The sequence below is a fragment of the Arthrobacter sp. Y81 genome (assembly GCF_002929335.1).
Lineage (GTDB): Bacteria > Actinomycetota > Actinomycetes > Actinomycetales > Micrococcaceae > Arthrobacter.
Genome location: NZ_PJIL01000010.1, coordinates 155,076 through 181,799, shown reverse-complemented (window position 1 = coordinate 181,799; position 26,724 = coordinate 155,076). Strand labels below are relative to the sequence as shown.

The following is a 26,724-nucleotide window of genomic DNA, read 5'->3' as shown; positions in this document are numbered from 1 at the left end:
CCGCCGCATCAGCGAAGCGGACGCCGCCGGACACATCGCCGGGTACGCCGTCCTGAACGACGTGTCCATGCGCGACTTCCAGTTCCGCACCGTCCAGTGGCTGCAGGGCAAGACCTGGGAGAAGTCCACCCCGTTCGGGCCCGCCCTGGTCACCAGGGACGAGTTCAGCGGCGGCCTCATGACCACCGCCGTGGACGGTGAGATCCAGCAGCAGACGCCCACCAACGACGTCGTCTTCACCCCGGAGTTCCTGGTCTCCTACATTTCCACCATCATCACGCTGAACCCGGGCGACGTCATCGCCACCGGCACCCCGGGAGGGGTGGGCCACGCCCAGGACCCCAAGCGCTACCTGCAGGAAGGCCAGCTCCTGGTCACCACCATCGAGGGCCTGGGCCAGCTGAAGAACCGCGTCATCAAGGAAGCCTGATGGCCGCCCGCACCGACCGGACCACGGACCCGGCGCTCCTGGAGGCCCTGCTGCAGGCGCGCCGGGGCACGGCGTTCTTCGCCCGCAAGCTCAACGAACTCACCGACGCCCAGCTCGACGGCGATTCGCTGCTGCCGGGCTGGACCCGCCGCCACCTCACGGCGCACATCGGCTACAACGCCCGCGCCATCGCGCGTCTGGTCGAATGGGCGGCCACCGGGGTGGAGACACCCATGTACGCCTCCACCGAGGCCCGGAACCACGAGATCGAGTTCGGGGCCACGCTCTCGCCGATAGCGTTGCGGCACCTTTTCGACCACTCCGCCGTGCACCTGAACGTCGAATGGCGCGACCTGCCCGAGGACGCCTGGCACCACAAGGTCAAAACGGCCCAGGGCCGGACCGTCCCGGCCGAGGAAACCGTGTGGATGCGCACCCGCGAAGTCTGGATCCACGCCGTTGACCTCGCCAACGGCGCCACCTTCACCGACATCCCCGCACCCGTACTGGAACGGCTCCTCAAGGACATCACCGGCGCCTGGCACACCCGCGGCACCGATAAGGGCCTCGTGGTCAAAGTGACGGACACCGACCTCACGTTCGGCCACACCGGCGCGGAGTACCCGACGATCATCACCGGACCGCTGCCCGCCGTCGTCGAATGGGCCGCCGGCCGCGGCCACGGCGGCGTCACCGCCACCGGACCCGGCGCAGCAGTCCCAAATGGTACGGTTCCGGCCGCACCAAAGTGGATCTGAGCCCGTCTTCGGCAAGATTCCGGCACCGGACTGGAAAGGTCCCCTCAGCGAGGAGACCTTTCTCGTCGTCGGCGAGCCATCGGGACGGTTCCATCTAGACGCCGTCATGGATCGTGATCCTGTACCCGTCCGGATCGGCGAAGGTGAATGTGCGCCCGAAGGGCCCGTCAAACGGCGCGGAGGTGATCGGGGTACCGAGCGCGGCAAGATCATCATGAAGCTGCTGGGCGTCCGTCGCACGCAGCCAGAGCGCAATGCCTTCTCCTGGCTGGGGGACTTTGTCGAGGCTGGTTCCTGCAGTCACTCGAACGGGATCGACTCGTCTCCCGGCCGGATAAGCCCTCCACCGGCCGGACCCTTCCCGTCCAGCTCACGCCCCTGGGCCGGGAGCGGCTGCAGGCCGCCAGTGCCGCCGCAAGGTCCGTGGAGGCTCAAATGGGTCGGGGGCTCAATATCACCCAACAGCAGCAGTTGCGGGACCTTCTCGCATCGTGCGTCAGGTCCCTATCCGAATCCTGACCGGCTCAGCCCAGGTGGACGATTGGCGCGTCGCCGTCGGTTCCGGTGAACTTCCTGCGGTCGATGTTGATGACGACGGCGCCTTATCCCCGAACCGGCCAGGGCACCCACTCCTCTAGACCGTATGAGCCCGGTGCGCCAGCCGGTTCGAATTCGTCCTGCCCCGCTACTGACCGGGCGGGCGGTAGGCAGGCGTCTTGCCCACTGCTGCGTCAATATCCTCAGGCGTCATGAGCGGCGTGAGGTGCAGATTCACGGCGCCGGTGGAATTGATCATCAGGGAAAGGGCCACAGCACTGGGCTGATCGGGAACCTCGAAGACCCCCAGAACGTCCGTCTCGCCGAACGCGTAATAGATGCACTCCAGTGATCCGCCAACGGAATCCAAGGCCTTGACGACCGCGTCACGACGCTTGGACCCGCCCTCCTGCATCAGACCCTTGATTCCCTGGCCCACATAGTTTGCTTGGAAAAAATACTTGGACATGGCTGACTCCTGTTCTGCTTGTGCCCAGAACGCGAACCTATCCGCACGCCCAGAACATCGGATGAGAGAAGGGTCCTGGAGTTCTCCCCGACAGGGGTTGTGGGCTGAGTCTAGGCCTCTCCCCCGCAACTGACAACGGTCGGCGGCCCGGCATTCAGGCAGAGCCATGGAAGCCATTTCCGTGGCTGCTGCATTTCGACTCAACGGAGCCCACACGGCAGCGATTGATCGCCGCGCCCGAGAGGCGCCCTCACCCGCTGGCGTGAGGGCGCCGCCTGTTCTTGGCTGGTGGTCTCCAGGCTTTAGCCGATCAGGGCGGTGATCAGCCTGATCGATGAGGCAATGATGGCGATGAGTCCGATGGCGCCGAACAGGTTTTGCCACCACTTGTTGCGGAGGTCGCCCATGACGGCCGTTTTATTGGCCATGATGATAATGAGGGCGCCAAGCAGGGGTGCTATGAGGACGGTCAGGGACTGGGCTATAACGATGAGACCGACGGGTGACGCCTGGAAGGAAAGTGTAATGACCAGGCCGAAGGCCAGAATGACACCGGTGAATATGCGGGCGGTGGGTGACCCGGCTTTGGCGCCGCGGCCAAGGCCGTCGGAGAGCATCGTGCCGCCGGCGGTCGCGTTGGCGATCATGGATGAGAAGGCCGCACCGGAGAGGCCGAGGGCGAAGAGCATGGACCCGACGGGCCCTGCCAGGGGTGCAAAGACGGAGGCGAGGGCGTTGATAGTGCCGGCTTCGGCTCCCGTCTTGCCGAGCACGGCGGCGGCCACCATGATGACGAGCGCGGTCATGATGCCTGGAGCGACGATGCCCGGGATCGTGTCAACGAGCGTGATGTCGCGGTAGTCGGCGCGGGTGCGACGGTTTTCCTTGATGCCGTAGGAGGTGTAGAAAGCGGCGTTGATGGAGAAGTTAGTTCCCACCAGAGCCACGATGAGGACTTCGCTTCCTGCCGGAAGGCTTGGGACCATGCCTTCCATGGACCGGTACCAGTCCGGCTGCGCGACGACGGTGCTGGCGACAAACGCAATTCCCATGAGGACGACGATGACCAGCAGGGCCTTCTCCACGACTCCGTAGACGTTGCGGAAGGCAAGGACGAAGCCGACTGCTGCTGTGCAGACGACGGACCAGAGAACGGGGGAACCGCCGAACACGAGCGAGATGCCCAGGCCTGAGCCGACGGCATTTCCGACGGAGAACATGAGAGTAATGCCAAAGACACCGAAGCCGGCCAGAACGCCGACCCATTTGCCGAGGTGCTGTTTGATGGCGGTGATCAAGGAACCGGGAGCCGTGATGCCGAGCCTGACGCTCATGTCTGTGAAGAAGATCATCAGGACGGTGGAGACGGCGATGACCCAGACAAGGCTGTAGTCGAACCGGCTGCCGGCCTGGACAGCGGTGGTGAGGTTGCCGGGCCCGAATTGCCAGGCGCCCACCACGAAGGCCGGGCCCATAAGGGCGAGGTATCCGAGGAAGGTCCGGCGCTTGGCCGGCGGCGCGGGCTGTGATGCGCCATCGGGGGTGACCGTCTGCATTGGTTGTTCCTTGACTGCAGATGTGGTCTTGTTCGGCTCGCGCATTGCGAGTCCTCCTTCTCCAGCTGCGGCGCTGGGGGTCGTCGTTGACCTTATTGGAGAATAAAGCATTTGGATAAGGATGGCGGGCGGTTGCCCGCCATCCTTGAGAGATCCGGAAATCAGGCGGGAACGGTAACGCTGCCCAGGTTCGCGGATTTCAGGGCCAAGGCGATTTCATCGCCGGCACCTTCGGCCAGGGGAAGCAGCGGAGGCCGGACGGTGGCGTGCTCAAGGATGCCGCGGGCGACCAGACCTTCCTTGAGTGCCACGGTGCCTTCCATGTGGGATCCGCGGTGGTAGACATTCTTGGTCACCGGCAGGAGGCGGTCGTGAATCGCACGGGCCGCGGCGTAGTCCTTGGCCTTGCCGGCGGCGATCAGTTCCACGAGGGGTTCGGGGGCGAGTCCGCCGTAGCCGACCAGTGCGCCGTCGACGTCGAACATGGTGTGCAGCAGGTACTCGTCGTGGCAGGTGAGGATCTGCAGGTCAGGATAGGCTGCCCGCAGGACCGGGATTTCGGTGTCCCAGCGCTTCATGTTGCGCACGCCGTTCTTGGTGGCGAACACGCCTTCCTGGCCCGCGATCTCAAGCTGGGTTTCCAGGTCGTAGGTGGCCTTGGTTGCGTCCGGGTACTGGAAGAGGATCAGCGGCAGCCCGGACGTTTCGAAGATTTCCTTGTAGCGGGTCTGCGGGGCACCCTTCTGGTAGCCGAAGCGGAGCCAGCCGTGGGACGGGTAGACGAGGCCGGCTTCGGCGCCGGCCTCAACCGCGCGCTTCGCTTCCAAGGCAGCGACCATGTTTCCCTCGCCGGTGATGCCGGCGATGATCGGCAGTTCGCCGTTGACCGATTCCTTGAACGCGCGAATGACGAGTGCCTGCTCGTCCTGGGTCAGGAAGGTTCCTTCGCCGGCGTGGCCCAGGACTACGAGGCCTTTGACGCCCTCAACGCTGCCCAGCCAGGCACCGAGGCGGTGGATCGCGTCGACGTCGACGCTGCCGTCGCGGTTGAACGGGGTTACGGGTGCGGGAACGAGCCCGCGAAGATCGATGGTCATGAGAGCTTCCTCTGTCTTGTGGATCGGTAGTCCCGCTAGAATGTGAGAACGTTTGCGGGAACGTTTTCATTCTGCGACGTGGCCCACGTCACTGTCAAGGGGCAAGATCCGAACAAGAGGAAATAGAGTGTCTACTAAGACCACCCCGAACAGGAGAATTCGCATGGAACCGGCTGCCCCAGGCACGAACGTCACCCTCAGGGACGTTGCGGCCGCCAGCGGGGTGAGTCTTTCGACCGCCAGCCGCGCACTGGACGAGCGCGGCACAGCCTCCCGGTCCGCGGCAGCTGCGCACGTCCGCAAGGTCGCCGAGGAGCTCGGATACCGCAGGAACTCCTTCGCCTCCAGCCTGCGCAGGGGCGAAACCCGCACGCTCGGAGTGCTCGTGCCACGCTTGAGCGACACCGTGATGGCATTGATGTTCGAGGAACTCGAACGTGCTGCAGCGGCCCGTGGCTACTTCGCCATGGTCGCCACCAGCGGCGACGACCCCGACGACGAACGCCGGGCAGCGGAAACACTCCTCGACCGGAATGTGGACGGCCTCATCCTGGCCACGGCCCGGCTCGACGACGAACTCCCCCGGCTGCTGCGAAAACGCGGCGTGGCCCACGCCCTGGTGCTGCGCACCGACGGCGAGAGCCCGTCAGCGCTGGGGGACGACGAAATAGGCGGCTACCTGGCCGTCCGCCACCTCATCGACCTTGGCCACCGCGACATCGCCGTCGTCACCGGTCCCGTCTTCACCTCCACGGGCATCGCCCGGCTCGCCGGCGCCCGCCGGGCAATGGAAGAAGCAGGCATCGACGCGCGGGACGAGTGGCTTATCGCCGCGGGTTACGGCATCGAAAACGGATATACGGCAGGGGAAACCCTGCTGGCGAAAAACGCCGGGAAGCGCCCGACTGCCGTGTTCGCCGCCAATGACAACATCGCCATGGGGATCATGGCAGCCGCCCACCGATCCCGCGTCACCGTCGGAGCAGACCTTGCGCTCGTCGGCTACAACGACATACCGCTCTCGGCACTGCTCCCGACTCCCCTGTCCTCCGTCCGCGTCCCCCTCGACCAGATCGCCGGCACCGCCATCGACCTCATCGTCAACCCAGGCAAGGAACCTCACATACGCCGGGCCATGCCGACACTCATTCCCCGCGAATCCAGCGGCCCACCCAGGCACGCCTGAGCAGAGCCAACACGACACCCGTATTGCACAAACAAAAACCCACCGCCCCACAACGGGGCCGCGGGTTGTTGCCGGGCGAGGACCGACTACTAACCGACCGGAGCCGTCAGGGTGAAGGTCGATGCCTTGTCGCCGAAGTCATCCATGATCGCGATAGTGGTCGGACCATTTTTGATGTCAAACGCAATTACCCCGCTGTGGACCTGCCCAACTTCGCTGTTCGTTTCGGTCGGCAGGCTCCCCTCCTCCAGGTAGATACGTTCGCCTTCCTTGCCGTCTGCATCGTATGCCTCGAAGTTTGCAGGGTTGGAGCTGCTGGTTCCGGTCAGCGTCTCCCAGGAGACCTCCACCAGGAGGAAGCCTCCATTGTTCGGCTTCATGTAGGACTGGGTGGGAATCTCAGTGACATAGACGGAGTCAGTGACGCTGACCTTCACCGTATTGCCCTCGGACACGGTAACCACGAAGGAGTTCGCATCGTTGGCGGTTCCCGAGGACGGAGCGGGCGCCGCTTCGGTAGCTGCGGGATCCTCTGCAGCGGCAGACTGTGTTGCCGGGGACTTCTGAAGTTCCTCCACCATGGCTGCGGTGGACGCAATGGTTGCCAGCGTGACCACGGTTCCCACGATCATGCCGACGACCCAGACGACGCCGGTGACGATCCATGCCATCTTCTTGTTCTCCGGGTACCCTTCCAGCGGACGGCCGTCCTTGTCCCTGGCGCTTCCGGTCAGAGTGATGATCAGGTCCACGATGGACCAGATGCCGAATCCGCCGGCGGTCAGCAGCTTGGCGATGCCGGTGCCGATCTTGCCCAGGTAAAAGCGGTCCACACCCAGACCGCCCAGGAGAAGGGACAAAATCCAGGTGGTCACGAAGGACTTCCCCGGACCATTGGCGTAGGGAACGTGTCCATAGGGGCCCGGACCGGGTCCTGGCTGGTAGCCGCCCTGCTGTCCACCCGGGTACTGCCCGCCGAAGCTGGATGGCGGGATCGGGGGAGCTCCTGCTCCGGCGTCATTCTGGGGCGAATGAGGGTAACTGGGGTGACTCATAGTTCTTATATTCCCGTTCCTGTTGGCCGATGGCGCTCATAGCACGGGGAATCCATGATCGGCTGCCCCCATTACCGATGATGCTTCGAAAAGTTTAGACGACGGTTCGGGGCTTCCGGTCCGCGATAACCTTGATCGACCGGCGAAACCGCCTCCGACCTGCGTCAATGCTCCGACGACAGGTGCCGCGAGGCAACCCGCGGGAGATGTAGTCGGGGACTAGCGTACAGTGACGCATATACACCTCGTTGTTGGTGATGTTCGTTCATGGTGGGGGCTACAGAACGAATTCCTTATTGCTCTCACGCAAGACCAGTGCCTATCTGCGGGCCGGATGTGGGAAGCTGCGGGTTGTTCAACCCGCCCTCGGATCCTCGCTATTCCGTACGATTTTCACCGGCACGGTCTTGCGTATCTCAATCACTCTGTCGTGCCACATCACGGCCCGTGCTCTTGGCGTATCCACAACACCTTTGGAGAAATCCCATGCGCAAACTCATCAAGGCCTCAGGCGTCCTTGCCGCCGCCGGAATCCTGCTCACCACGGTCCTTCCGGCTGCATCGGCGGACACGGTCGATTCCACCATTTCCGGTGGATCCCTGACCTCCACCACGTCCGGGGCGAACCTGAGCGGCGTGACTCTGGACGGAACCGACAAAGCCGCCACCGGAACGTCATCGTCCCCGTGGAGCATTTCAGACTCCCGCGGTACAGGCCAAGCGTGGACGTTGTCGGTCACCGCCACTGCCCCCACCAGTGCAGCCGGAACCGTTGAAACAACGGCACGCACCATCCCCGTTTCCAACCTGACCATCACCCCGGGCACGGTCACCGCCGGGTCCGGCGCCGACCCTGTCGCCGGCATCAGTGCACCGGCCCTGGCAATGTCAGGGTCGGCCCAGGCCCTCGTGGCGTCGGCGGGAGCCAACAGAGGAACCTACGCGCTGACGCCCACATACAGCCTGGCCGTCCCCGCAAACACCTACCGGTCGAATTACTTTGGCGCAGTTGGGTCCACTGCTCTTCTGCCCTACGTCTCCACCCTCACCTACACCATCTCCTAGAGCCCCAGCTCGATGTGCAGCCCGCCGGATGTTCTCTCCGAGGAGGACGGACGGCCGGTTGCGCCTCCAGCCTGGACGAAGCACAGCCACCACATTGGGTCCTTCGCGTTCCCTCCCGTCGTTCACAGGACGCCGGCGTTCCAGGTCTGCAGCTCAATTTGCCGGCCCCACCCCCCGCAACGGGCAATCCGGCTGCTGTTCCAAGGACTATCTATGACGATTCCCTTTCCCCGTCCCCGCCGGGCCCTGACCACCGCCCTGATGACAGCGGCGCTGGCCCTTTGTCTGCTTGCCGGTTCCGGACCGGTGGCGGCGGTCGACAACGGGGCTCTGGGAATCCGGCCTGCGAACGAGTCCGACTTCTTCCACATCTCCCTCTATCCGGGGGCAGCGCTCGAGGCAACCGCGATCGTCACCAACCACACTCCGACAGCCGTGACGCTACTCAACTATCCGGTTGATGCCACCAGCACCCCGCAAGGTGCGTTTGCGCTGGCCAACCAGGACGAGCCCCGCCCCGGCGTAGGCGGCTGGGTGCAACTGGCCAAAGACCACATCACTGTTGCGGCGAACTCAGAACTAAAAGTCCCCTTCAGGATCAGCGTCCCCGCCGGAACCCCACCGGGAGACTACGCCGGTGGGCTGATCATCCAAAGCCCTCCGATCCAAGGCAAGACCTCCACCGTCGACGGAGACACTGCCGTCCGCCTGGACGTCATCCAGCGTCAGGGAGTCCGCATCTACCTCAACGTCGCAGGCACCGCTGTCAGCACCCTCAAACACGGCGACCTGAGCTGGCAGAAGACCGGGGACACGCTGACGTTCACCCTGCCCCTGAACAACACCGGCAATACCATCCTGCACCCGTCCGCCACGCTCGATGTCAGCAGCTGGCTCGGAGCGAACACCCAGCTGAAATTCGACACACCCGAAAGCATGCTGCCCGGGTCCGCCCTCGAACTTCACGCCCGTCTGGCACAGGCTCCCGCTATTCAGTCAGGCACCGCAGCAGCCACCTTCACCTCCGAGGCCGGCACAGAGCAATCCGAGACCAGCGTCGTCTACGCTCCCTGGCCACTCTTAGTCGCCGGACTGTTCCTCGTTCTGGCCGTCGCCTACGGTGCGTGGCGCACAGCCCGATTTGTCCGCCGCGCGCGGCACGCCATCGCCCAGATCACCGAAAAGGAACGCGAATCCCGCGATCCGGAAACTATCCCCGCACGTTAACCCGTTCGCGTGGACGGGCGGCGAACCTGCACCAGAGCAGTGACTGTCAGCGTGCCCGCGTTGGCAGGGGGATCGGAGTTAGGGACGTATTCGTCCGTTGGGACGTGTTGCCGAACCGCACTCCGCGACAGCACTTCCGCGAACCTCTTTGCAGACATACACTGCATTAGTGAGCCCCGGACCTTGGCTTCGCAAATGTTCGTGCCCGCCGTCCGGAAGCAAAAAATGCCACTCACATCAAACTCCGCATCTCCCGACGGCCCTGCTGTTCCATTGCCTGCAGAGTCCGGGGAATCGCGCTTAGCGGTGCAGTCACAGGAAATAATCGATTGGATTCTGGCCGATCCTGATCCAGCCCTCGCCGAAGTCAAGCAACGGCTGCGTCAGTGTGTGGCCGACCACGGCGCTCCGGAAAGGGCCCTGCTGGCCCATATGGTCGAAACATGCCGAAGGTCCAACAGCCGCAGATAGAAGGCAAGCGCCTTGTGCACCTGTCACGGGCTGGCCTGCGGGCTCGGAGTGAGGGGACTATTCTTAGCGGTAAACCAGTTGTTCCGGTTCAGCGTGCAATCGGGCTCTGCCGCGGCGGGGGGAAGTGATCTGATGCTCAAAATGGACGCTGGACACGCCAGTAGGACCGCACTCGTCGAGCGGGGACGGACTGATGCCTGATTTCGCCCCTTCGGTCCCGGATGGCAGTGATGGCGTGGACCTTTGCGCCCCGTTTCTGCTTCACTTGCCGGTCAACGGGGCCGCCGTGTCCATGTTCGGCGGGGCCAGCGCGGAAACGCTTGTATGTTCCAGCGGCGCGATCGCAACCCGTCTTGACGAGCTGCAGTTTGACCTTGGCGAAGGTCCTCGATGGGAGGCCGCGCGGACACGGCTGCCGGTGCTGGTCCCCGACGTTCATTCCCCGCTTCCATACTCGTGGCCGGTCCTCAGCAAGGCGCTCGAAAAGACGGGGGTGGCAGCGATCTTTGTTTTCCCCCTTAAGGTCGGGGCCTTGGACCTGGGTGTGGTCGAACTTCACCGTACGACGCCGGGGAGTCTGAGCACGTCCGATCAGTCAACGGCAGCGGTAATCGCCGACGAGACGGCATGGCATCTTCTTCGTCGGGTCCTGTCCGTGAACTCACCTGACACAGATCCCACGGTCGATACAGCCCTGATGTCCCGGAGGGAGATTCACCAGGCTACCGGGATGGTTCTGGCCCAGGCAGGAACTACGGCGGCAGAGGCATTGTTGCTGCTCCGCGCGCATGCTTTCGCCAAGGCCCGGACGTTGCGTGAAACGGCGGATGAGGTATTGCAGGGCCGGCTTAGTTTTGCTCCGCATCGTGAGGCACCCGGCCGCCCCGGGCTGCAGTAATATGAGCCCATGGTGAGCATAAGCCGCGCGGAGCGCGTCAGCGCGGCCTTCGTCAGAATCACGGACACGCTGGTTGCCGACTACGACATGCTCGAGCTGTTGCACGCACTCGTCGAGTCGTCTGTTGAACTGCTCGACGCTTCGGCTGCGGGCTTGTTGCTGGCCGATCCGCACGGACATCTGCAGGTGGTCGCGTCCACGAGCGAACGAAGCCAACTGGTAGAAATACTCCAGCTGCGGGCCGGCAACGGTCCATGCGTCGAGTGCTACCAGACCGGAAGGATCGTTGTCGTGGAGGACATAGAGACCATGGGCGGGAAATGGCCCGAGTTCCGGACCGCAGCTCTTTCCCAAGGATTCCGGTCGGTCCAGGCCGTGCCCATGCGCGTCCGAGGCACCACGATAGGAGCCATGGGCCTATTCGGTGATAACCCCGGCGCACTCACGCAGGAGGATTCGTCCATCGGCCAGGCACTGGCAGATGTGGCGACCATCAGCATCCTGCAGGAACGCACCATCAGGGAGTCAGCTCTGGTCAACGAACAGTTGCAGAGCGCGCTGAACAGCCGCGTACTCATTGAACAGGCCAAAGGTGTCATAGCCCACACGGCGGGCGTAGACATGGAAGAGGCGTTCAAACGGTTGCGCAGCCATGCACGCTCCAACAACCGGAGCCTGCCAGAAACGGCGACCGCGGTAATCAACGGGGTACTACGGCTCTAACAGGCCAACAGGGCCTCATCAAATGCCCTGACCCACTGCCCCGGAGGTGGCCATGATCCCCCGGGGCCATTGTGGGTTTCGGGAGGAGACATTTGGCGACGTGGGCACCTGTTGGGTCACTGCGGGCTGTTTTCTTCCCAGGTCTGCCCGTACGGGACTTTTCCGCTGACAGCCACGGTGAAAGTAGTGTGGCCGTGGCGTGTGACCAAGATGCCGTGCCTGCCCTCTTTCGTCGCGTATTGGAGCGCTGCTTCGACTGCGGCGTTCAGGTACTCGTCACGGCGATGTGCGTCATTGGTTTCGATGAGAAATTCGCGTCCGCCGTCGATGGTGCTGATCATTCTGCTTTTCCTAACTCGGATTCCTGATTGAATTCGCCTGCCCAGACCGACTGCTCGCTCGGCCACTGCCTCCGGAGAAATGCGTGCCGGGACACTATCTGGATGTCGAGGGCTTTCGCGGCCATTCTCTCCAGGGATTGGTCCAAATCGACCGCTCGCGCAGTGGCACTGATTGAAGGGGCGGACCGGAGCGAAGCGTAGAGGGCGGCCAGTCCCTTCAGCTCTGCCGTGAGACGCTCGATCTCTTCCAGCAGCAGTGCATCAAGGTCAGTTGCGTCCACGACGCCGTCGGGCCGCTGGTCGGGTGGGCGGCGCCGTTTCACGCCAAGCTGCATCGGGAGGCTGTCGTTGGGTCCTGCAGTCGACGGGGGCGCCGGGGCCGCAGGAGCGAGCGGCCCGGACTGGTGGTGCGGGTGCAAGGACGCGCACCCAGACGCTTGATTGCCTCGCATCGGTAATTCCTCCTGTGACGTCCGCCATTACGGGGAGTCACCGGGGTCCGGGGCAACACGCAGAGTCTATATGAACTCAACCCGCGTAGGCTGCGATCCACGCGGGTTACTGAAGGCACCGCAGCCACTCAAGACCCCGGCCAGTATGACGAGTCCGGGCAGAACGACCGAGTATCCGCGCCTGCGGAACCTGAGATCCATGATTACGACGCTTCCGGCTGCACCACCGTGTCGGCGTGGCGGTGAGCCACCTTCCACTCCCCGTCTTCGCGGCGGTACACCTGGGTTACACGGAGGGTGTATGTCCTCGGCTCTCCGTTCACCGAGGCACTCGTGTGCTCGTAGCCAACGGTGTCGGCGATGTCCCCGATCACGTCGGCCGCGACTACTTCGTGCGCGTAGGCCGTGCAATCCCTGAAGGAGCTTTCCAGCGGAGGGAAAATGTTCCCCACTTCCTCGGCCCCGCTGCTGACATCCAGGCGCCCAGGACGGTGACCGGTTCCCCACGCGACCAGATCGCAAACCGCGGAGCCGCATCCCCGTTGTGCAAAGCGATCTCGGCGTCCTAGAGTCGGGAGCCAACCCAAATAATGAAGTCGTCTCGATCGCTCACACCGAACCTCCAAGGACTCGTGTTCGTCGGCACCCGAGGGGACAGCGGATAGCAGCGGCGGCCGTTCTTCACACCAGTAAAACACCAAGCACAGCCGGCTTCCAGCCTGCGGGCCCCAGGCTCCCGCATCAGCGCAAGAGGACGTTGCCGCCCAGCCCCACGTTCTGCAGGAAGGCCTGCCGACAGGCTTGGGCTTGCACCTAGCGGAGCTGCGCCCCAAACATTGCCGCAGCCCCGAAGCCGGCCACGAGGAGGCCTGTCGCCAAGCGGCCTTTGGCGAAATGGGCCGGGCGCGTAGATTCAGCGGGGTTGGCCGGGTTGTAGATCACTGGAATGGTAGTGCCGATGATCTCCTGGTCCGGGCCGTAGATATCCGCCTGGCCCAGCCACCGCTGGCCGTGGGCGTCTTGGAACGCGTAGGACGGGGCATAGCGGTGCGTGCCGCTGCTGGCTGGGCCGTCTGTGCCGTGCAGGTTTCCGGTGACGGTGGCCTGCGCCGGCACCCAGCCGCGGAACAAACGCCGCCGTCGGAATGACGCGACCAGGGACAGACCCGCCGGGACCAGGCCCAGCACCATCATCAATCCGGGCAGCAGCACGAACGGCGATGTCATGGGATCCACGCCTCAGCCCCGCCCGAAGAGAGTGATAAACACGAACGAAACAACCGCGAACACCGCGAAGAACGCCATGAGGCACCCGATAGCGATTCTGTTCTGGGACGAGACTTGGAATGACTGGTTCGGGTTGAGGGGGTTGTACGTCACCTCTACGAACGTTCCCGGGACAGGCTGGCCGGCGGAAGAGACCTCGGATTCGCCGGCAAACAGTGTCCCGTGGGAGTCCGCGAACTGGTAGGTGGGGAAGTAGCGACGGCGATTGCTCGTGCCACCGGCCCCGTTGCTCCATCCAGCCACACTTCCGGTGACAATGGCCCGGACCCTTGGCCAGCCGGCAGTCAACCGTTCATGGCGCCTGGCCTTCCGCACAACGCGGACAAATGAATAGGTGGCGCCGCCAACGAACAGCGCCCAGATCAGGTACGGCTCGATCGTCATATGTCCCCCAGATTCCAGTCACCAAGAAGTATGCCATCCTACGGACGCCGCCGCGGACCGAACTGATCGGACCGAAGAACGGAGCTAGGCCGCGAGGCGACGGCCCTTGATAAGGAGCCAGAAGATGACGGCAACTTCGCCCACGAATCCGGATGAACCGAAGACGACCGGGAAGTCCAGGCTGAATGCAGTTCCAACAGCGTCCGCGACGTACCCGAGCCCGGCGATCGCCAACAGGATGCCGAAGACCCTGGCCATGAATCCGGAGCGCACTGCCAGGTAGCCGATCAGCAAGAGATAGATGCCGAAGAGACCGAGGCTGATGAGCCACATGCTGTTGAACTGCCGAATCGCCTGCAGCGCCAGATCCGGCTGGCCGAGGAGGCTGAACGCACTCACCAGATGGCCCGCAGCCAGCATGAACAGTCCGGCGAAGATGACGCGGATCCACGCCGCAACAGCGGACAGCCTGCGATTCACTGGCTTGAACAGTGCATACCAGGCGGCCGCGACCACGATGTCCAGCAGGGTGACGACGAAGATGCAGGCCACGCCACCGAGGAACAGCGCCGGCGAGCCGGAGATGTCCGCGGCCGTCCCGGCCGCATCTCCGGCAGTGACCAGCGGGACGATGCCGCCGAAGTAGCCGGCAATCATCAGCGCAGCCATGGCCGCGAGCCCGACGCCGGAGACCAGGCTCGCCGTGCCCTGTGTCCAACGGCGAAAGTCGAGCGGCCCGTACTGCAGCTTCTGAAGCGGGGGAACTACCAAAGAACTCATGATGATCTTCCTTACGTTGTAAGCTTACGGTGTAAGTGAAAGGTACGCTTACAATGTAAGCGGGTCAAGGGGCAGTAGTCAGGAGGGTAGGGAATGGCGCCACGAAGTGAGCCAGTGATGGAATCGCGGGAGCGGCTCAACCGGGAGCGCGTGCTCGGGACGGCCATCCGGCTGGCCGATGCCGAAGGCATCGAGCGGCTCACCATGCGGAAGCTCGGCGTGGAGCTCGGCGTGGAAGCGATGTCGCTCTACAACCACGTTTCCAACAAGGGGGATTTGCTGCACGGCATGATCGACGCCGTCTTTGCCGAAATCGAACTGCCGCCTCCCGCCGATGACTGGAAACCAGCTTTGCGGAAGCGGTCGCTGTCAGTCCGGGAGATGCTTTCGCGCCACCCCTGGGCGAATGGGCTCATGGATTCGGGCACCAACCCGGGCCCCGCCACGCTAAGGCACCACGACCGCGTGCTCGGTACCTTTAGGCGCGGGGGATTCTCCGTCGCGATGACGGCACACGCATTCTCGGTCCTGGACGCGTATATCTACGGCTTCGCGAAACAGGAAAAGGGCCTGCCGTTCGACTCCGGAGAGCAGGCGGCTGCGATGGCGCAGGTGATGCTCGCGCACCTGCCCGCGAATGAATACCCCCACCTGGCCGAACTCACGTCCCAGCATGTTCTGCAGCCGGGTTACAGCTTCGCCGGCGAGTTCATTTTTGGGCTTGACCTGGTTCTTGACGGCCTGGAAAGGGCCCGCGACGCCGAATAGAACCACGACGCTCCCATAATGAAGGGTCGAAGGGACAGTTGCAAATGCGAACCATTCTCATTTAGAGTGGACGCATGCTTCTTACTGTTGTCAGTTCCCTCGATGTCCTGTGCCGCCAGCGCGCCTGCGAAATGCTGGCCGCTGCCCATCCTGCGGCCATGCTCGTTGTGCATGACCTGCTGGACGACGGCGTCGTCGTCCGCCGCGTCTTCGGCCCCAACGCCCCTGTGGACCGTGAGGAGACCCGCCTGGAGCACGGATGCCTGAGCTGCACGGTGCGCCTGGATGTGGTCCCGACCGTCGAACGCCTGCTCGCCCGCGGCGAGGAGCACATCGTCATTGCTTTGCCGCCCGCAGTCCCCGCCGCGGCGGCGGTCAGCGCCCTGAAACAGGGTTTGACGAGCCAGTTCACCGTCGGTTCAGTGATGGTGGTGTGCGCACCGGATTCCCTCGAGGACCATATCTGGGACCACCACACCCTGTTTGAATCCGGGTTCACCCCGACGCCGGAGGACCAGCGCACGCCCGGAGAGTTCCTGATCGGTGAACTCGCCTTCAGCGACACCGTCCTAATGGCCGATCCACTGCTCGTTCCGGTGAACCCGGACCAGCGCGCCCGTGGCGTGCAATTGCTCAACGAGCTAGCACCGCACGCGCGCATCGCTGACGGCGCGGATGCCGCACGACGCGGCAGCCACAACTATGCAGAGGCCATGGGCAGGACCATCGCCGGGTCCGTGCGCACTCCGGCCCAGGCGCCCGCCTCACCGTTCGTCACGGTCACGCAGAGAGTCCAGCGCCCACTCCACGCCGAACGCTTCCGGGACGCCCTGGCAAGGCTGGCCGAGGGGTGCTGCTGGTTGCGCGGCCGGCTGTGGATCGCGACAGCCCCGGACTGCAGGATCGCCATCCAGGGAATCGGACCCCGCGTCTGGCTCGAAAACACCGGCCCCTGGCTGGCCGATCAAACGGCGCAGCCCCCGGCCAGTGGGGCAACGGACCGCGAGCCCTCCCTGGATTGGCACTCCGACCATGGCGATCGCGGAACCGTCATCGCGGCAACCGGTGAACACCTCGACCCGGCGGAGTTCGCCCGGCTGCTTGAGGACTGCCAGCTCACCGACGCCGAAATGGACGCGCGCCCCGCGGACCTGCCCGACCCGTTCGACTTCACCCTGACCTCCTAACCGAGGCAGGCCACAACCCCGACTCCCCCACCCAAGTAAAAGGAGAAACACCCATGAAAGTACGGAACTCACTGCGGGCACTGAAGAAGATACCGGGGGCGCAGATCGTGCGGCGCCGCGGCAGGACCTTCGTCATCAACAAGAAGAATCCCCGGATGAAGGCCCGCCAGGGCTAGGGCCTGCCTAGCCCTGCGCGTCCAGCGACGACCCGAGGTCGGCCTCAGGACCGGGCACGCCGCCCACGGCTGCGACCAGGCGTTCCCGGGGCCGGCTCAGGTGCTCATCCAGGAAGGCGGTGGCAGCCGGCCCGTCGCCGGCCTCGATAAGGTCGAGCAGGTGCTGGTGCTCCCTGACAATTCGCTCGGGCTGGACCAGTTCCAAACCTTGTACCTGTGCCATGCAGAGCCTCACCTGCGAGACGAGCGATTCGTACATCCGGCTGGTCCGCGGGCTGCCGATGCTGTCCACGAGCGCCATGTGGAACCGCATGTCCGGGTCGACCGTGTCCAGGCCGGAACCCGAGTCAATCCTCTCCAGGTCGCGCTGGGCGGCGACGGCGGCCGGCGGCACGGTGCGGGACTCCGCCAGCTCCAGCAACACGGCCTTCTCCAGCCGTGCCCGGGTGAGGTAGATGTCCCTGACGTCATCCGGTCCCAGCGTCATGACTTTTGCTGTCTTATTCGTGCGGCGCTCCAGGAGCGACTCGGAAACAAGTTTTTCTATCGCGGCCTTCGCTGTAGGCCTGGCGACTTCGTACCGGGCGGCCACTTGTTAGACAATCCAAGGCAGCCGATAGCCAAAACCCCATCCACCGACCACACCGGAGACCACCAGCATGCTGCAATCCGCCAAGACCACCCACGGAACCGACGATTCCCGCGCCGAGGCCCTGCCGGAGGCAGCGCGCCCGGTCCGCATCCTGATTGCACCGGACAAATTCAAGGGCTGCCTGAACGCGATCGGCGTCGCTGACGCCATCCGCTCAGGCATCGAGTCCGCTGCAAACGGCACCCGCCTTAAGGTCACCGTCCTGCCACTGGCCGACGGCGGGGACGGCAGCGTCGAGGCCGCGGTCTTCGCCGGCTCACAGCCGCGAACAGCCGAGGTGACCGGCGCTGACGGAGAAATGACGGAGGCGCAGATCGCGTTTGACGGGACCACCGCCGTCGTCGAGGTGTCCGGGACGTGCGGCCTGGCCACGCTGCGGGGAGCGCTTCGTCCCTTGTCGGCTTCCAGCCGCGGCCTGGGTGAGGCGATTCTGGCAGCGGCGCAGCTCAAGCCGCAACGAATCGTGGCGGCCCTGGGCGGGAGCGCCAGCACCGACGGCGGCGCCGGAATGCTGGCCTCCCTGGGCGCGGAATTCCGTGATGCCCACGGGAACCCCGTGGAACCGGACGGCGGGTCACTGGACCGGATCGTCCAGGTGGACCTGGGCGGCGTTTTCAATTTCGGCGGAACAGCAATCGTCGGCGCCAGCGACGTCACCAACCCGCTCCGGGGACTGCAGGGGGCCGCACACGTTTTCGGGCCGCAGAAAGGGGCGGATGCCGCCCAGGTCTCCCTGCTGGACCGGGGACTGGACGGCCTGGTCAACGCCTGCCGGCCGCTTCCGGGGATCGACGCCGAGGCCCTCGCCGGCACTCCGGGTGCGGGCAGCGCGGGAGGCATCGGCTTCGGACTGCTGCTTCTGGGCGGATCACTCGTCTCCGGAGCGGATTACTTCCTCGACCTCCTGCGCTTTGATGAGCACGCGCAGCAGGCAGACCTGGTGGTGACCGGGGAAGGCCGCCTCGATGCCCAGACATCGGACGGCAAACTCATCTCCGCCGTCTGCACGCGCGCCGCAGGCACGCCGGTGTGGGCGGCTGTCGGCACCTCGATGCTCGACGGGGAAGCAGCCAGCGATCTGGGCCTGTCCGGAGTCGTGGCCCTTACTGACATCACTGCACACGACACGTCCCGGGACCCCGGCCTGGCAGCCGAAGCCCTGCAACAGGCTGGCCGGAACATCGTGCAGCACGTCAGTGCACACGGCCAGGCGTTTGCTACCGAATAGCCGTTAGCAGGCAAACGCCGGGCGCTTACGACGTGAGGTGCAGCGCCTCTGCATGCGACGCAGTCAGCGCCGCGTCAGCGTCCCGCAGGAACTCGGTCCAGTAGGCGGTGTCGTGCCCGCGGCCGAGTGCCACGAAGTCCCAGGCGGAGTTCTTGGGCCATTCGTTGGCCCACTCGTCGCCGCCGAGGTTGGTGCGGTTTTCCTCCGGCGAGAGCCGGCGGAAGCTGTTGTCCAGGACACCGTAGAGCGCGGCGTTCCCGGTGTTGACGCGGACGTCCTTCGCAGCGGCCTGGAAGACCAGCGGACCAAGTTCACGGACCACCGCGACCGGATCCATCTGCTGCCAGAACAGGTGCGAGGCGTCCAGTTCGACGCCCACATGGGTCGCGCCGGTGAGCTCGATGAGCTTATGGACATCGGCGGTATTGAACACGATGTTCTGCGGGTGCAGTTCAAGGGCCACCTTGACGCCGTGGTCGGCCGCGAGGCGGTCGGTTTCCTTCCAGAAATCGGCGGCGATGCCCCACTGGTAGTCGAGCACGTCCGGGGCAGCCGAATTCCAGGCGTTGACCACCCAGTTGACCGTGGTGGCCCCGGGCTCGCCGCCGGGCAGGCCGGACATGGTCACCACGCGGTCCTGTCCCAGCCGGATGGAGCGGCGGATGTCCTCGGCATGCTTCTCGCCGATATCACGCTTCGGGTGCAGCGGGTTGCCGTTGCAGTTCAGGCCGGCGATCGCGACGCCCGTCCCCTCGAAGACCGCCAGGTAGTCGTCGCGGGCCGCGTCGCTTTCCAGGATCTGGTCCATGTTGGGCACGTGGACGGCGGGCAGGAATCCGCCCGTGTTGATTTCGATGCCGGTCAGCCCGAGAACGGCGATGACCTTGAGGGCCTCGGGAAGCGGCCGGTCGTGCAGGATTGCGTTGTAGACGCCCAGTTTCATAGCGTGATCGTCTTTCCGTTGTTGAGCGCGGACTCCGTGACGGCGCCGAGCAGTTCCATGTTGCGCGCGCCTTCATCGAAGCTGGCGCAGCGGGGCAGGGATTCTTCTTCGCTGAGGCCGGCGACCTCTTCGAGGAACGCGCGGGCCTGGTACCCGAACGCGTCGTTCTGGCCGAAGCCGACTTCGGGGGCGTCCATGGCCAGACCGCCGGCGATGTAGGGGTGGCCCGGGCCGAGGATCACCTGGCGGTAGCCGTTCTCGTTGCCGGATCCGTCTCGATAACGAGACACGAAAGGCTCTCCCATGACCCTGAACACCCCCCGGTCCCGCCGGCCCACGATCTACGACGTCGCCAAAAATGCCGGCGTCTCCCCGTCGCTGGTGTCACTGGTCCTGCAGAACCCATCGAAGGTCGGCGACAAGCGCCGGGAGGCCGTGCTGGCCGCCATGACCGAGCTTGGGTACCGGCCCAGCCGCGCCGCAACAGCCCTGGCAAGCAGCCAGACCAAGAGCATCGGGCTCGTGATCGACGACTTCCGGAACCCGTGGTTCGTCGATCTGTTGCGCGGCATGGAATCCGCGCTGTCGGTGCACGGCTACCAGGTCACGGTGGCGGACTCGCGCCCCGGGCAGAACCGGATCAAGGAGGCGACGGACGGCCTGCTCGCCATGCACGTCGCGGGCCTCGTGATCGCCGCCGAACCCAGCGAGGCCATGCTCTCGGGCACCTGGGTTCCCACCGTCGTCGCAGGCTGGCGTCACGGTGTTCCGGCCGGTGCCGACCTCATCACGAACGACGACGACGGCGGCGGCCGCTTGGCGGCGAGCCACCTGCTGGAGCTCCGCCACACCCGCATCGGGCACCTTTCCGGTTCGGACGGAGCCGCCGCGCACCGGCGTGCGGGCTTCCGCAAACGCATCGTCGAAGCCGGGCTCAAGGTCCGGATCGCGGGCGAATCGCAGGGAACGTCGGAGGAGGACGGCTACACGGCCGCGTGCTGGGTGCTCGACCACCAACCCGACACCACTGCTTTGTTCGCCGCAAACGACACCATGGCCCTCGGTGCCCTCGCGGCCGCGAAGGCCAGGGGCCTATCCGTACCGGAAGACCTTTCGGTGATCGGACGACAACTCCCAGCTGGCCAAGTCCCGGTACCTGGACCTCACGTCCGTGGACAACCGGAGCGACCTGGTGGGCGTCGACGTCGCAGACACCCTGCTGGCACGGATCCGGGACCCCGCCCTCGGACCCGGCCGCAAGCTGATCGAGCCCGCCCTGATCGTGCGCGGCACCACGGGCCGCGTCTCCGCCTGACGCAGGCGGCAGGCGGCCCGGGCGGCCCAGGCGCCGTAGGTTCGGTCCGCCGGCGCCCGGTTCAGTCGACGCACAGGCGCCCTTGCTAGGGTGGGAGGATGAAATCCAGCCTCGCCGCCCTGTCCTTTGCCGCCCTCATCGTTGTGCTGACCGGTTGCGGCCAGGTTCAGGAAACAGCCGAAAAAGCCGTGAACGACGGAGCATCCCAGGTTGCCACCGCAGCCGCCGACCAGGTCAAGGGCCAGATCTGCGCACTCGTGGAAGACGGGCTCGTCAGCGTCAAGGACAAGGAAGTGCTGGGTGGCCTTGTGGCCGGCGCGGAGACCGCAGGCGTGCCGTCGGAGATCACCACTCCCCTGCGGCAGATCGCCGAAGCCGGCGACCAGGTCCCCGCTGAGTCCGTCACGGCCCTGAAGGACGCCTGCACCGCCTAAGGGCCGCGGCGTCCAAAACTGCGCAGCCTACGGCAGAGCCTTAGCGCTTTCCCTTCTTGCGTGAACCCTTCCCGCGGCCTTTGTCCGGATTGGGGGCGTAGCGCTGTGCAACCTTGGGCTTCTTGACACCGGTCCCCCGCCGGTCCGGCTTCGGTTCCTTCTTGGGCTTCTCAACCTGCGCCGACGGCTGGCGGGAGCTCTGGGCGGTCCGCCCGCGGACGATCCCGATGAACTCCTCAATCACCTCGTCCGGTGCATGGTCGTTGGGCTCGCTGGACCAGGCAAGCGCAATTTGCGTGGTCGGGGCGCCGGTGAGCTTCCGCGCCACCGTGTCTTTCACGTTGAAGTGGCGCGCAACCGACATCGGCAGAATGGCGAGCCCCGCGCCGGAGGCAACCACCTGCAACGCCATTTCCGGGCCGCCAAGCCCGGTCACGTCCAGGAACGTTTCCGTTGCAAGGTCGGCCAGCGCCACCTCTTCGAACACCGAAATTTCGTGGCCCTTGGGGGCAACCACCACAGGCTGCTCTTCATACAGGGGAATCACGTTCAGGCCCTCGCGCTCCACCGGGAGGCGGACGAAACTGAGGTCCGCGGCGCCGTCGCGCAGGACTGACAGCTGCGCGCCGTCGTCGGACATAAAGGAGCTCAGCGGAACGTCCGGCATCCGCTCTTCCCAGCGCCGGATCCATTTCCCCGGCGTCACGCCGGCAACGTACGCGAAGCACAGCCCCCGCCCTTCCGGTTCCGAAGGTGCGGGTGCTTGCGGGATTTCTTCTTCAGCGGACACACGTTCACAGTACCGCCAGAGCTCGAGGATGGCCCCGCGGCGAGGGCTGCACGGTGCCCGGTTGGTGCAGGCTGGTACTGCGCTGGGGCGATATTGGTACTGCGTTGGTGCTGTATTGGTGCTGTATTGGTGCCTTGCAGGCGGCCCGCCGGATACCCTTGAAGTATGACCTCTGCAAACTCCCAGTCCATGAAGCCGGCCACCGTTGCCAAGAAGCTTGGCATATACCTGCCCGCAACACCCCAGGAGTTCCAGGATTCGGTTATCACCCGCGCCGATTTCGCCGAGCTCCAGGCCAACCCGCCGGAGTGGCTGGCCGAACTCCGCCGCAACGGCCCGCACCCCCGCCCGGTGGTGGCACAGAAGCTGAACGTATCCATCAGCGGCCTGGCACGCGGCGGCGTCGAGGAAGCCCTCACGTCGGCGGAAATCACCGCGCTGCTCCAGGCGCCCCCGGCCTGGTTGGTCACCGAGCGCTCCACGCACGCCGCAGTCCGCGCCGAAGCCCAGCGGGTGAAGGACGAGGCCGCCAAGAAGGACGCCAAGAAAGCCCGCGCCAAGGCCGAGTAGGTCCCGTAGCCGCGGTGTGAAGGACAAACCCCGCTGACGGGGAAACTAGCGCACGGGGCGCAGTTCGTCCGGGTCGCCTCGGTGGAACATGCGCCGCGGTGCAACACCGTCGAAGAGCACCCACACCGTGGAGGCATCCTCGGTCATGGTGTCCACGATGCCCGACGCCGTAACGCGGTTGCCGCGCACGATGGACACCCTGTCGCCGGGTCGCAGCTCGGACCAGTCGGTTCCTGTCGGCAACGTCCCGGCTGCGGCGTCCACAGCTTGTCCGTGCGGAATCTGCGGGGCTGCTCCGAACAGCCAGGCGGAAACGTCGCTGCGCAGCACAAGATGCGGTCCGCCCGTTGCGCTCACGCTCCCGGTGGGCACGTAATACCCTCGGCCCGCACCTGACCCGCCGGCCGCCCTGTCCAGGGCATCGATGAGTTGCTTGGTCAGATGCCCCTGGGGACCAAGGGCCCGGAGCTCGTCGAGCTCTTCCGGGGTGAGCCGTCCCAGCACAGCGGCAATATCGGCCATGATGGATCCCTTCTAGCGGATGGTGACTGAGGAACCACACTAGAAGGCCGCCATTAACGGCGGATGAAATCCGGACGGCGAACAGCGAACAAGATTCGTGACACCCTGGCGCCAGCCCCCGCCCCCGCTCCCGACACACAACCTCCAACACCCGATTGCGGCGCACGAGCTGCCGCCCGACGAAACGAGCCACCCCTGCTGATTGTCCTGACCGGAATTGACGGTGCCGGAAAAACCACTGCCGCCCGCGGAGCCGTGGAAGCCGCTCGTCTGGCCGGCAGCAAGGCGCTGCTCCTGCGCAATCATGCCGGACGCCGGAACCTAACGCAGTGGTCGGCCCGCTCCGGAATCCCCCTTAGCCCCCGGCTGGCGGATGCCCTGGAAACCGTGATCCGGACCTTCAACGTGGTGGTTTCACATACCCGCGCCAGCAGGTTTACCGGCCTGGTGGTCATGGACCGCCACGTCTACTGCCAGCTTGGGCTGCGCAGCGTCCGCGGGATTCCGCGCGGCCGGTTCCTTCCCTGGCTCCTGCGGCGCCTGCCCAAACCGAACCTCGTGATCCACTTCGACCTAGCTCCGGAACAGGCACTGGAACGCATTCTGCTGCGCGGGACCGACACTGAAACACTCGAGGAACTGACAGCGCTCAGCGAGGGCTACCGTGCACTTCCGGAGTTCCCCGGATTCCTCCGGATCGATGCCGGCGGCGCCCAAAACGAGGTGTTGGAGGCACTCACTGATGCAATCAACGGTGCCGCCGCAGGGGCAGGGCCGATCAGCGAGAGACAATCGACGTCACTGCAGTGACGAAGAGAGGCAAGGCCGTCACCGCTGCCACGCCGAGAATCCCGCGCCCTGCCCAGTCAACGGCCCCTCCGCGGCGGGCGACATCTGGCGGCCTGACCGCACGCGTCCCGCGGCCGGCACGCAGCCGCATTGCCCGTAGAACTGCAGCCAGCTGGGCCCACACCATGACCACCAGCGCACCGATGCCGAGCACCACGCCCGCGGGCACGAACAGGACGGCCGCCAGCAGCGGCAGGTAGTACTTCCAGTTCTGTCGGGACGGCAGCGGAAGGCGCCCGCTGAACGCGCCCGCCACTGCGGCCACGACGGCACCGTGCAGGACGGCCAGCGCGGAGAAGAGCGCCACGGACAGCCAGCCCGGCCCCACAATCGCAAAGTCGATATTGTCGGCCCGGAACGGTTCCACGGAGGCGCCGAAGACCAGGAGAAGCAGCACTCCAAGCACCGGTCCCGCCCACCTTCCGGCGGGGAGCCAACGGCGGAGCAGCACATAGATGAACGCGGCGGCGAAGCCGGCCGGGAGTCCCCCGAAGAACAGTAGGGCGATGCTGCCCTCAATGGTGGGGAAACCCACGTTGGCCTGGGCCTCGGTCAGTCGCCCCTGGGCCGACGCCGGGGAGGTGGCGGCCAGGATGCGCATCACCAGCCTGCCGCCGGCCCACGCCACCAGGATCCCGGATGCGAAGGCGGCCACCGTTGCCACGTTGGCCCACCAGAGGTAGCGGCGCAGTGCGGAAACCTGGGCCTCCACGACGACGTCCCGTGCGGGCACTGATGAAGGCACGGGAAGATCCGCCGTCGACGCGGGCCCTACGGGCGCCCTTACGGAGCGTCCTCCCCAAGCGATGACCATTGCCACGGCAACGAGCAGCAAGAACGTGCAAACAACCACGACTGCCAGCGCCACGCGTCATCACCACCAAGGTAAAGGTGGACTCATTGTGCTCCCGTTTCGGACCGTTGAACAGGCCGTGGGTGGGAGCCGCAAGCGGTGGTGTCTTTAGGACAAGGCCGTGACGGCCAGTTTCCGCACAATGGCCGTGCCGCCTTCCACGCGCACGTCGGTGCCCCGGTTCCCGGACAGTGGGAACACCAGATCGCTCAGGACAACCCTGCCGCCCTGGGCGAAGACCTCCACCGAGCACTGGTCGACGATCACACGCAGCCTTAGCACGCCGCCGTCGAGCTTCACGGGTGCCGACTCAGCCGACGCGAACTTTCCGTGGAAGGCGGTGTTTCCGGAGTTGCGGCGATCCAGGCTGAGCCGGCTCGTCACGGCATCAAAGCTGAGAACCGTCGCGGCGCTCCCGCCCGCTGCGCCGAGAAGCCTGAAAGCAACGGTCCGGGCCGTGCCGGGCAGGATCTCGGCCTCGATCAGCTGGGCTGATCCGGGCACCGCGTCTGGCAGTTCCAAGGCGGAATCGTGAAGTTCCAGGTCCCGGATGATGCGGGCCGGCTCCCCACAGCCCAACGGCAGCACCGGGCGCTGCACCAGGCGCGGCAAACCGTCCACCGTCACGAGTTCGACCTCGCGGGCAAGAGACATCCCGGAGCGCCACGGAGACGTGGGCAAGGAGTTGGCATAGTCCCAGTTGTTCATCCAGCCGATCATGATGCGGCGGTTCTCCGGCGCATTGCTGAAGGAAACGGCGGCGTAGTAGTCACGTCCCCAGTCGAGCCACAGACAGTGTCTGAGATCCGTGTTCCCGTGCGAATCCGCCTGAACCAGCGAATCAGGGTCGGCGGTGAACTCCATCCCGTCGAAGTCCCCCACGAAATACTGCCCTCCCGAGCCGCCGGCCACGGCACCCGGGTTGATGTTGACCACCAGGATCCACTTGACGTTGCCCGGGTCTCCGTCGACGGGAAGCGGGAACAGGTCAGGGCACTCCCATTCACCGCCGCCCGCATTGGCAGGGCCGAAGGTGCTCAGGTATTCCCAGTCCTTGAGGTTGGCCGAGCGGTACAGCACAACCTGCTGGTACTGGGCCTCCACCGCCACCATGACCCAGCAGGAACCGGCCGGTCCGTCGTGGCGGAAGACCTTGGGGTCCCGGAAATGGGCCGAGCCGCGGCCAAGCACCGGGTTGCCTGCGTATTTGATCCACGTCATGCCGGCGTCCGTGGAGAAGGCGAGGGACTGGGCCTGTGTCCCTTGGTGCACCGATCCTTCCTTGAAGGCGCTCGTGTAGATGGCCACCAGGGCCGGATGTTCCACTGTGCCGAATCCCGATGTATTGCCGTGGTCCACCACGATGCTGCCTGAAAAGACGTCTTCTTCCTCGTCGCAGGCGATGGCAACCGGGTGTTCGGTCCAGTGCAGAAGGTCAGTTGAGGTGGCATGTCCCCAGGACATGTTGCCCCAGACGTTGCCGAAGGGGTTGTTTTGGTAGAAGAGGTGGTAGAGACCCTGGTGCCACACGAGTCCGTTGGGGTCGTTCAGCCAAGTGTTCTTGGCTGTGTAGTGAAGTATCGGCCGGAAGTTGGGGGCTGTTTCTTCGGCGGGGCCGGCAGGGTGCGTTGTTGTTTCAGTCATCGGAGTTCTTTCGGGAAGTCTGGGCGCGCCGAGTCGCCGACGACGACATCCGTTTCAGGGCGTGGCGGAACTGGGGA

31 protein-coding genes and 2 pseudogenes are annotated in these 26,724 nt (G+C 65.2%); 15 read left to right on the top strand and 18 right to left on the bottom strand.

The annotated features are described in order from the left end of the window. Both CXQ91_RS14985 and CXQ91_RS14980 read left to right on the top strand, forming a co-directional pair. A partial coding sequence (locus CXQ91_RS14985; protein WP_146072347.1) for a fumarylacetoacetate hydrolase family protein occupies positions 1-430 on the top strand: 430 nt, incomplete at its 5' end. Next, a complete protein-coding gene (locus CXQ91_RS14980; RefSeq protein WP_104174696.1) occupies positions 430-1,188 on the top strand; it encodes a maleylpyruvate isomerase family mycothiol-dependent enzyme in 759 nt (252 codons plus the stop codon). The genes CXQ91_RS14985 and CXQ91_RS14980, both read left to right, overlap by 1 nt. A gap of 94 nt (positions 1,189-1,282) precedes the next feature. Here CXQ91_RS14980 and CXQ91_RS14975 read toward each other — a convergent pair. The 4 genes and pseudogenes from CXQ91_RS14975 to CXQ91_RS14960 form a co-directional block, all read right to left on the bottom strand. After that, a pseudogene (locus CXQ91_RS14975) lies at positions 1,283-1,492 on the bottom strand (VOC family protein); the annotation flags it as partial. Positions 1,493-1,873: 381 nt separating this feature from the next. Continuing rightward, positions 1,874-2,194, bottom strand: a complete 321-nt coding sequence (locus tag CXQ91_RS14970) for a GYD domain-containing protein (RefSeq protein WP_104174694.1) — start codon at positions 2,192-2,194, stop codon at positions 1,874-1,876. Positions 2,195-2,496: 302 nt separating this feature from the next. Continuing rightward, on the bottom strand, positions 2,497-3,795 hold the full coding sequence (locus CXQ91_RS14965) for an Nramp family divalent metal transporter (protein WP_219816532.1): 1,299 nt from the start codon (positions 3,793-3,795) through the stop codon (positions 2,497-2,499). A 116-nt stretch (positions 3,796-3,911) separates the two neighbouring features. Further along, on the bottom strand, positions 3,912-4,847 hold the full coding sequence (locus CXQ91_RS14960; RefSeq protein ID WP_104174692.1) for a dihydrodipicolinate synthase family protein: 936 nt from the start codon (positions 4,845-4,847) through the stop codon (positions 3,912-3,914). Between the two features lie 163 nt (positions 4,848-5,010). Between CXQ91_RS14960 and CXQ91_RS14955 the strand changes: the two genes are divergently transcribed. Continuing rightward, positions 5,011-6,033 (top strand): LacI family DNA-binding transcriptional regulator, encoded by a 1,023-nt coding sequence (locus CXQ91_RS14955; RefSeq protein WP_104174691.1) that lies wholly within the window; start codon positions 5,011-5,013, stop codon positions 6,031-6,033. 89 nt (positions 6,034-6,122) lie between these two features. On the opposite strand, the gene CXQ91_RS14950 is transcribed toward CXQ91_RS14955, so the two are convergent. Further along, positions 6,123-6,908 (bottom strand): TM2 domain-containing protein, encoded by a 786-nt coding sequence (locus tag CXQ91_RS14950; protein WP_258074006.1) that lies wholly within the window; start codon positions 6,906-6,908, stop codon positions 6,123-6,125. Between the two features lie 666 nt (positions 6,909-7,574). On the opposite strand from CXQ91_RS14950, the gene CXQ91_RS14945 reads away from it, so the two are divergent. From CXQ91_RS14945 to CXQ91_RS14930, 4 genes are all read left to right on the top strand, one after another. Next, the gene (locus CXQ91_RS14945) at positions 7,575-8,153 is read left to right on the top strand and encodes a WxL domain-containing protein (protein WP_104174689.1); all 579 of its coding nucleotides are present in this window, start codon (positions 7,575-7,577) and stop codon (positions 8,151-8,153) included. Positions 8,154-8,366: 213 nt separating this feature from the next. Beyond that, the gene (locus CXQ91_RS14940; RefSeq protein ID WP_258074005.1) at positions 8,367-9,380 is read left to right on the top strand and encodes a DUF916 domain-containing protein; all 1,014 of its coding nucleotides are present in this window, start codon (positions 8,367-8,369) and stop codon (positions 9,378-9,380) included. A gap of 664 nt (positions 9,381-10,044) precedes the next feature. Then, positions 10,045-10,749, top strand: a complete 705-nt coding sequence (locus CXQ91_RS14935; protein WP_104174688.1) for a GAF domain-containing protein — start codon at positions 10,045-10,047, stop codon at positions 10,747-10,749. Positions 10,750-10,758: 9 nt separating this feature from the next. Next, positions 10,759-11,472, top strand: coding sequence for a GAF and ANTAR domain-containing protein (locus tag CXQ91_RS14930; RefSeq protein WP_104174687.1), 714 nt, complete (start codon positions 10,759-10,761; stop codon positions 11,470-11,472). A gap of 116 nt (positions 11,473-11,588) precedes the next feature. Here the strand turns inward: CXQ91_RS14930 and CXQ91_RS14925 are convergent, their stop codons facing one another. The 6 genes from CXQ91_RS14925 to CXQ91_RS14900 all read right to left on the bottom strand — a co-directional run bounded on the left by CXQ91_RS14925 (position 11,589) and on the right by CXQ91_RS14900 (position 14,716). Then, a complete protein-coding gene (locus CXQ91_RS14925) occupies positions 11,589-11,813 on the bottom strand; it encodes a hypothetical protein (protein WP_258074004.1) in 225 nt (74 codons plus the stop codon). Beyond that, positions 11,810-12,265, bottom strand: coding sequence for a hypothetical protein (locus tag CXQ91_RS14920; protein ID WP_146072346.1), 456 nt, complete (start codon positions 12,263-12,265; stop codon positions 11,810-11,812). The genes CXQ91_RS14925 and CXQ91_RS14920 overlap by 4 nt, the downstream gene beginning before the upstream one ends. A gap of 203 nt (positions 12,266-12,468) precedes the next feature. Further along, the gene (locus CXQ91_RS25300) at positions 12,469-12,717 is read right to left on the bottom strand and encodes a nuclear transport factor 2 family protein (protein WP_258074003.1); all 249 of its coding nucleotides are present in this window, start codon (positions 12,715-12,717) and stop codon (positions 12,469-12,471) included. Positions 12,718-13,078: 361 nt separating this feature from the next. After that, complete coding sequence (locus CXQ91_RS14910) at positions 13,079-13,492, bottom strand: DUF3592 domain-containing protein (protein ID WP_104174685.1); 414 nt, start codon at positions 13,490-13,492, stop codon at positions 13,079-13,081. Between the two features lie 12 nt (positions 13,493-13,504). Further along, positions 13,505-13,936, bottom strand: coding sequence for a DUF3592 domain-containing protein (locus CXQ91_RS14905; RefSeq protein WP_104174684.1), 432 nt, complete (start codon positions 13,934-13,936; stop codon positions 13,505-13,507). Positions 13,937-14,020: 84 nt separating this feature from the next. Then, positions 14,021-14,716 carry a DUF4386 domain-containing protein gene (locus CXQ91_RS14900; protein WP_104174683.1) on the bottom strand — a complete coding sequence of 232 codons (696 nt, stop codon included), beginning with the start codon at positions 14,714-14,716 and terminating at the stop codon, positions 14,021-14,023. Positions 14,717-14,833: 117 nt separating this feature from the next. On the opposite strand from CXQ91_RS14900, the gene CXQ91_RS14895 reads away from it, so the two are divergent. From CXQ91_RS14895 to ykgO, 3 genes are all read left to right on the top strand, one after another. Beyond that, positions 14,834-15,484: a TetR/AcrR family transcriptional regulator gene (locus CXQ91_RS14895; RefSeq protein WP_104174682.1), complete on the top strand. Its 651-nt coding sequence runs from the start codon at positions 14,834-14,836 to the stop codon at positions 15,482-15,484. 74 nt (positions 15,485-15,558) lie between these two features. Continuing rightward, a complete protein-coding gene (locus CXQ91_RS14890) occupies positions 15,559-16,671 on the top strand; it encodes a GTP-binding protein (RefSeq protein ID WP_104174681.1) in 1,113 nt (370 codons plus the stop codon). Positions 16,672-16,724: 53 nt separating this feature from the next. Beyond that, entirely contained in the window at positions 16,725-16,847 is a 123-nt protein-coding gene (gene ykgO / locus CXQ91_RS14885) for a type B 50S ribosomal protein L36 (RefSeq protein ID WP_011693081.1), read from the top strand. 7 nt (positions 16,848-16,854) lie between these two features. Here ykgO and CXQ91_RS14880 read toward each other — a convergent pair whose 3' ends face one another. Continuing rightward, positions 16,855-17,439: a GntR family transcriptional regulator gene (locus tag CXQ91_RS14880; protein ID WP_104174680.1), complete on the bottom strand. Its 585-nt coding sequence runs from the start codon at positions 17,437-17,439 to the stop codon at positions 16,855-16,857. Positions 17,440-17,506: 67 nt separating this feature from the next. Here CXQ91_RS14880 and CXQ91_RS14875 point away from each other — a divergent pair, with 67 nt between their 5' ends. Continuing rightward, the gene (locus tag CXQ91_RS14875) at positions 17,507-18,727 is read left to right on the top strand and encodes a glycerate kinase (RefSeq protein WP_104174679.1); all 1,221 of its coding nucleotides are present in this window, start codon (positions 17,507-17,509) and stop codon (positions 18,725-18,727) included. A 25-nt stretch (positions 18,728-18,752) separates the two neighbouring features. On the opposite strand, the gene CXQ91_RS14870 is transcribed toward CXQ91_RS14875, so the two are convergent. Together CXQ91_RS14870 and CXQ91_RS14865 are read right to left on the bottom strand one after the other, a co-directional pair. After that, a complete protein-coding gene (locus tag CXQ91_RS14870; RefSeq protein WP_104174678.1) occupies positions 18,753-19,670 on the bottom strand; it encodes a sugar phosphate isomerase/epimerase in 918 nt (305 codons plus the stop codon). Beyond that, positions 19,667-19,945, bottom strand: a pseudogene (locus CXQ91_RS14865) (gfo/Idh/MocA family oxidoreductase); the annotation flags it as partial. The gene CXQ91_RS14870 and the pseudogene CXQ91_RS14865, both read right to left, overlap by 4 nt. 28 nt (positions 19,946-19,973) lie before the next feature. Between CXQ91_RS14865 and CXQ91_RS14860 the strand changes: the two are divergent. Both CXQ91_RS14860 and CXQ91_RS14855 read left to right on the top strand, forming a co-directional pair. Continuing rightward, positions 19,974-21,074 (top strand): LacI family DNA-binding transcriptional regulator, encoded by a 1,101-nt coding sequence (locus CXQ91_RS14860; protein WP_258074000.1) that lies wholly within the window; start codon positions 19,974-19,976, stop codon positions 21,072-21,074. Between the two features lie 9 nt (positions 21,075-21,083). After that, positions 21,084-21,419 carry a hypothetical protein gene (locus CXQ91_RS14855; RefSeq protein WP_104174677.1) on the top strand — a complete coding sequence of 112 codons (336 nt, stop codon included), beginning with the start codon at positions 21,084-21,086 and terminating at the stop codon, positions 21,417-21,419. Positions 21,420-21,459: 40 nt separating this feature from the next. Here the strand turns inward: CXQ91_RS14855 and CXQ91_RS14850 are convergent, their stop codons facing one another. Continuing rightward, on the bottom strand, positions 21,460-22,209 hold the full coding sequence (locus CXQ91_RS14850) for a LysR family transcriptional regulator substrate-binding protein (RefSeq protein ID WP_181038896.1): 750 nt from the start codon (positions 22,207-22,209) through the stop codon (positions 21,460-21,462). Positions 22,210-22,374: 165 nt separating this feature from the next. Here CXQ91_RS14850 and CXQ91_RS14845 point away from each other — a divergent pair, with 165 nt between their 5' ends. Next, entirely contained in the window at positions 22,375-22,779 is a 405-nt protein-coding gene (locus CXQ91_RS14845) for a DUF5997 family protein (protein ID WP_104174676.1), read from the top strand. A gap of 45 nt (positions 22,780-22,824) precedes the next feature. Here CXQ91_RS14845 and CXQ91_RS25295 read toward each other — a convergent pair whose 3' ends face one another. Beyond that, positions 22,825-23,301, bottom strand: a complete 477-nt coding sequence (locus CXQ91_RS25295; RefSeq protein WP_258073999.1) for a hypothetical protein — start codon at positions 23,299-23,301, stop codon at positions 22,825-22,827. A 195-nt stretch (positions 23,302-23,496) separates the two neighbouring features. Between CXQ91_RS25295 and CXQ91_RS14835 the strand changes: the two genes are divergently transcribed. Further along, positions 23,497-24,111 carry a thymidylate kinase gene (locus CXQ91_RS14835; RefSeq protein ID WP_181038901.1) on the top strand — a complete coding sequence of 205 codons (615 nt, stop codon included), beginning with the start codon at positions 23,497-23,499 and terminating at the stop codon, positions 24,109-24,111. Here the strand turns inward: CXQ91_RS14835 and CXQ91_RS14830 are convergent. Together CXQ91_RS14830 and CXQ91_RS14825 are read right to left on the bottom strand one after the other, a co-directional pair. Continuing rightward, the gene (locus tag CXQ91_RS14830) at positions 24,080-24,895 is read right to left on the bottom strand and encodes a hypothetical protein (RefSeq protein WP_146072345.1); all 816 of its coding nucleotides are present in this window, start codon (positions 24,893-24,895) and stop codon (positions 24,080-24,082) included. The two genes, CXQ91_RS14835 and CXQ91_RS14830, sit on opposite strands and share 32 nt — an antisense overlap. Before the next feature lie 216 nt (positions 24,896-25,111). Then, positions 25,112-26,647 carry a glycoside hydrolase family 32 protein gene (locus CXQ91_RS14825; RefSeq protein ID WP_104174673.1) on the bottom strand — a complete coding sequence of 512 codons (1,536 nt, stop codon included), beginning with the start codon at positions 26,645-26,647 and terminating at the stop codon, positions 25,112-25,114. Positions 26,648-26,724 lie beyond the last annotated feature (77 nt).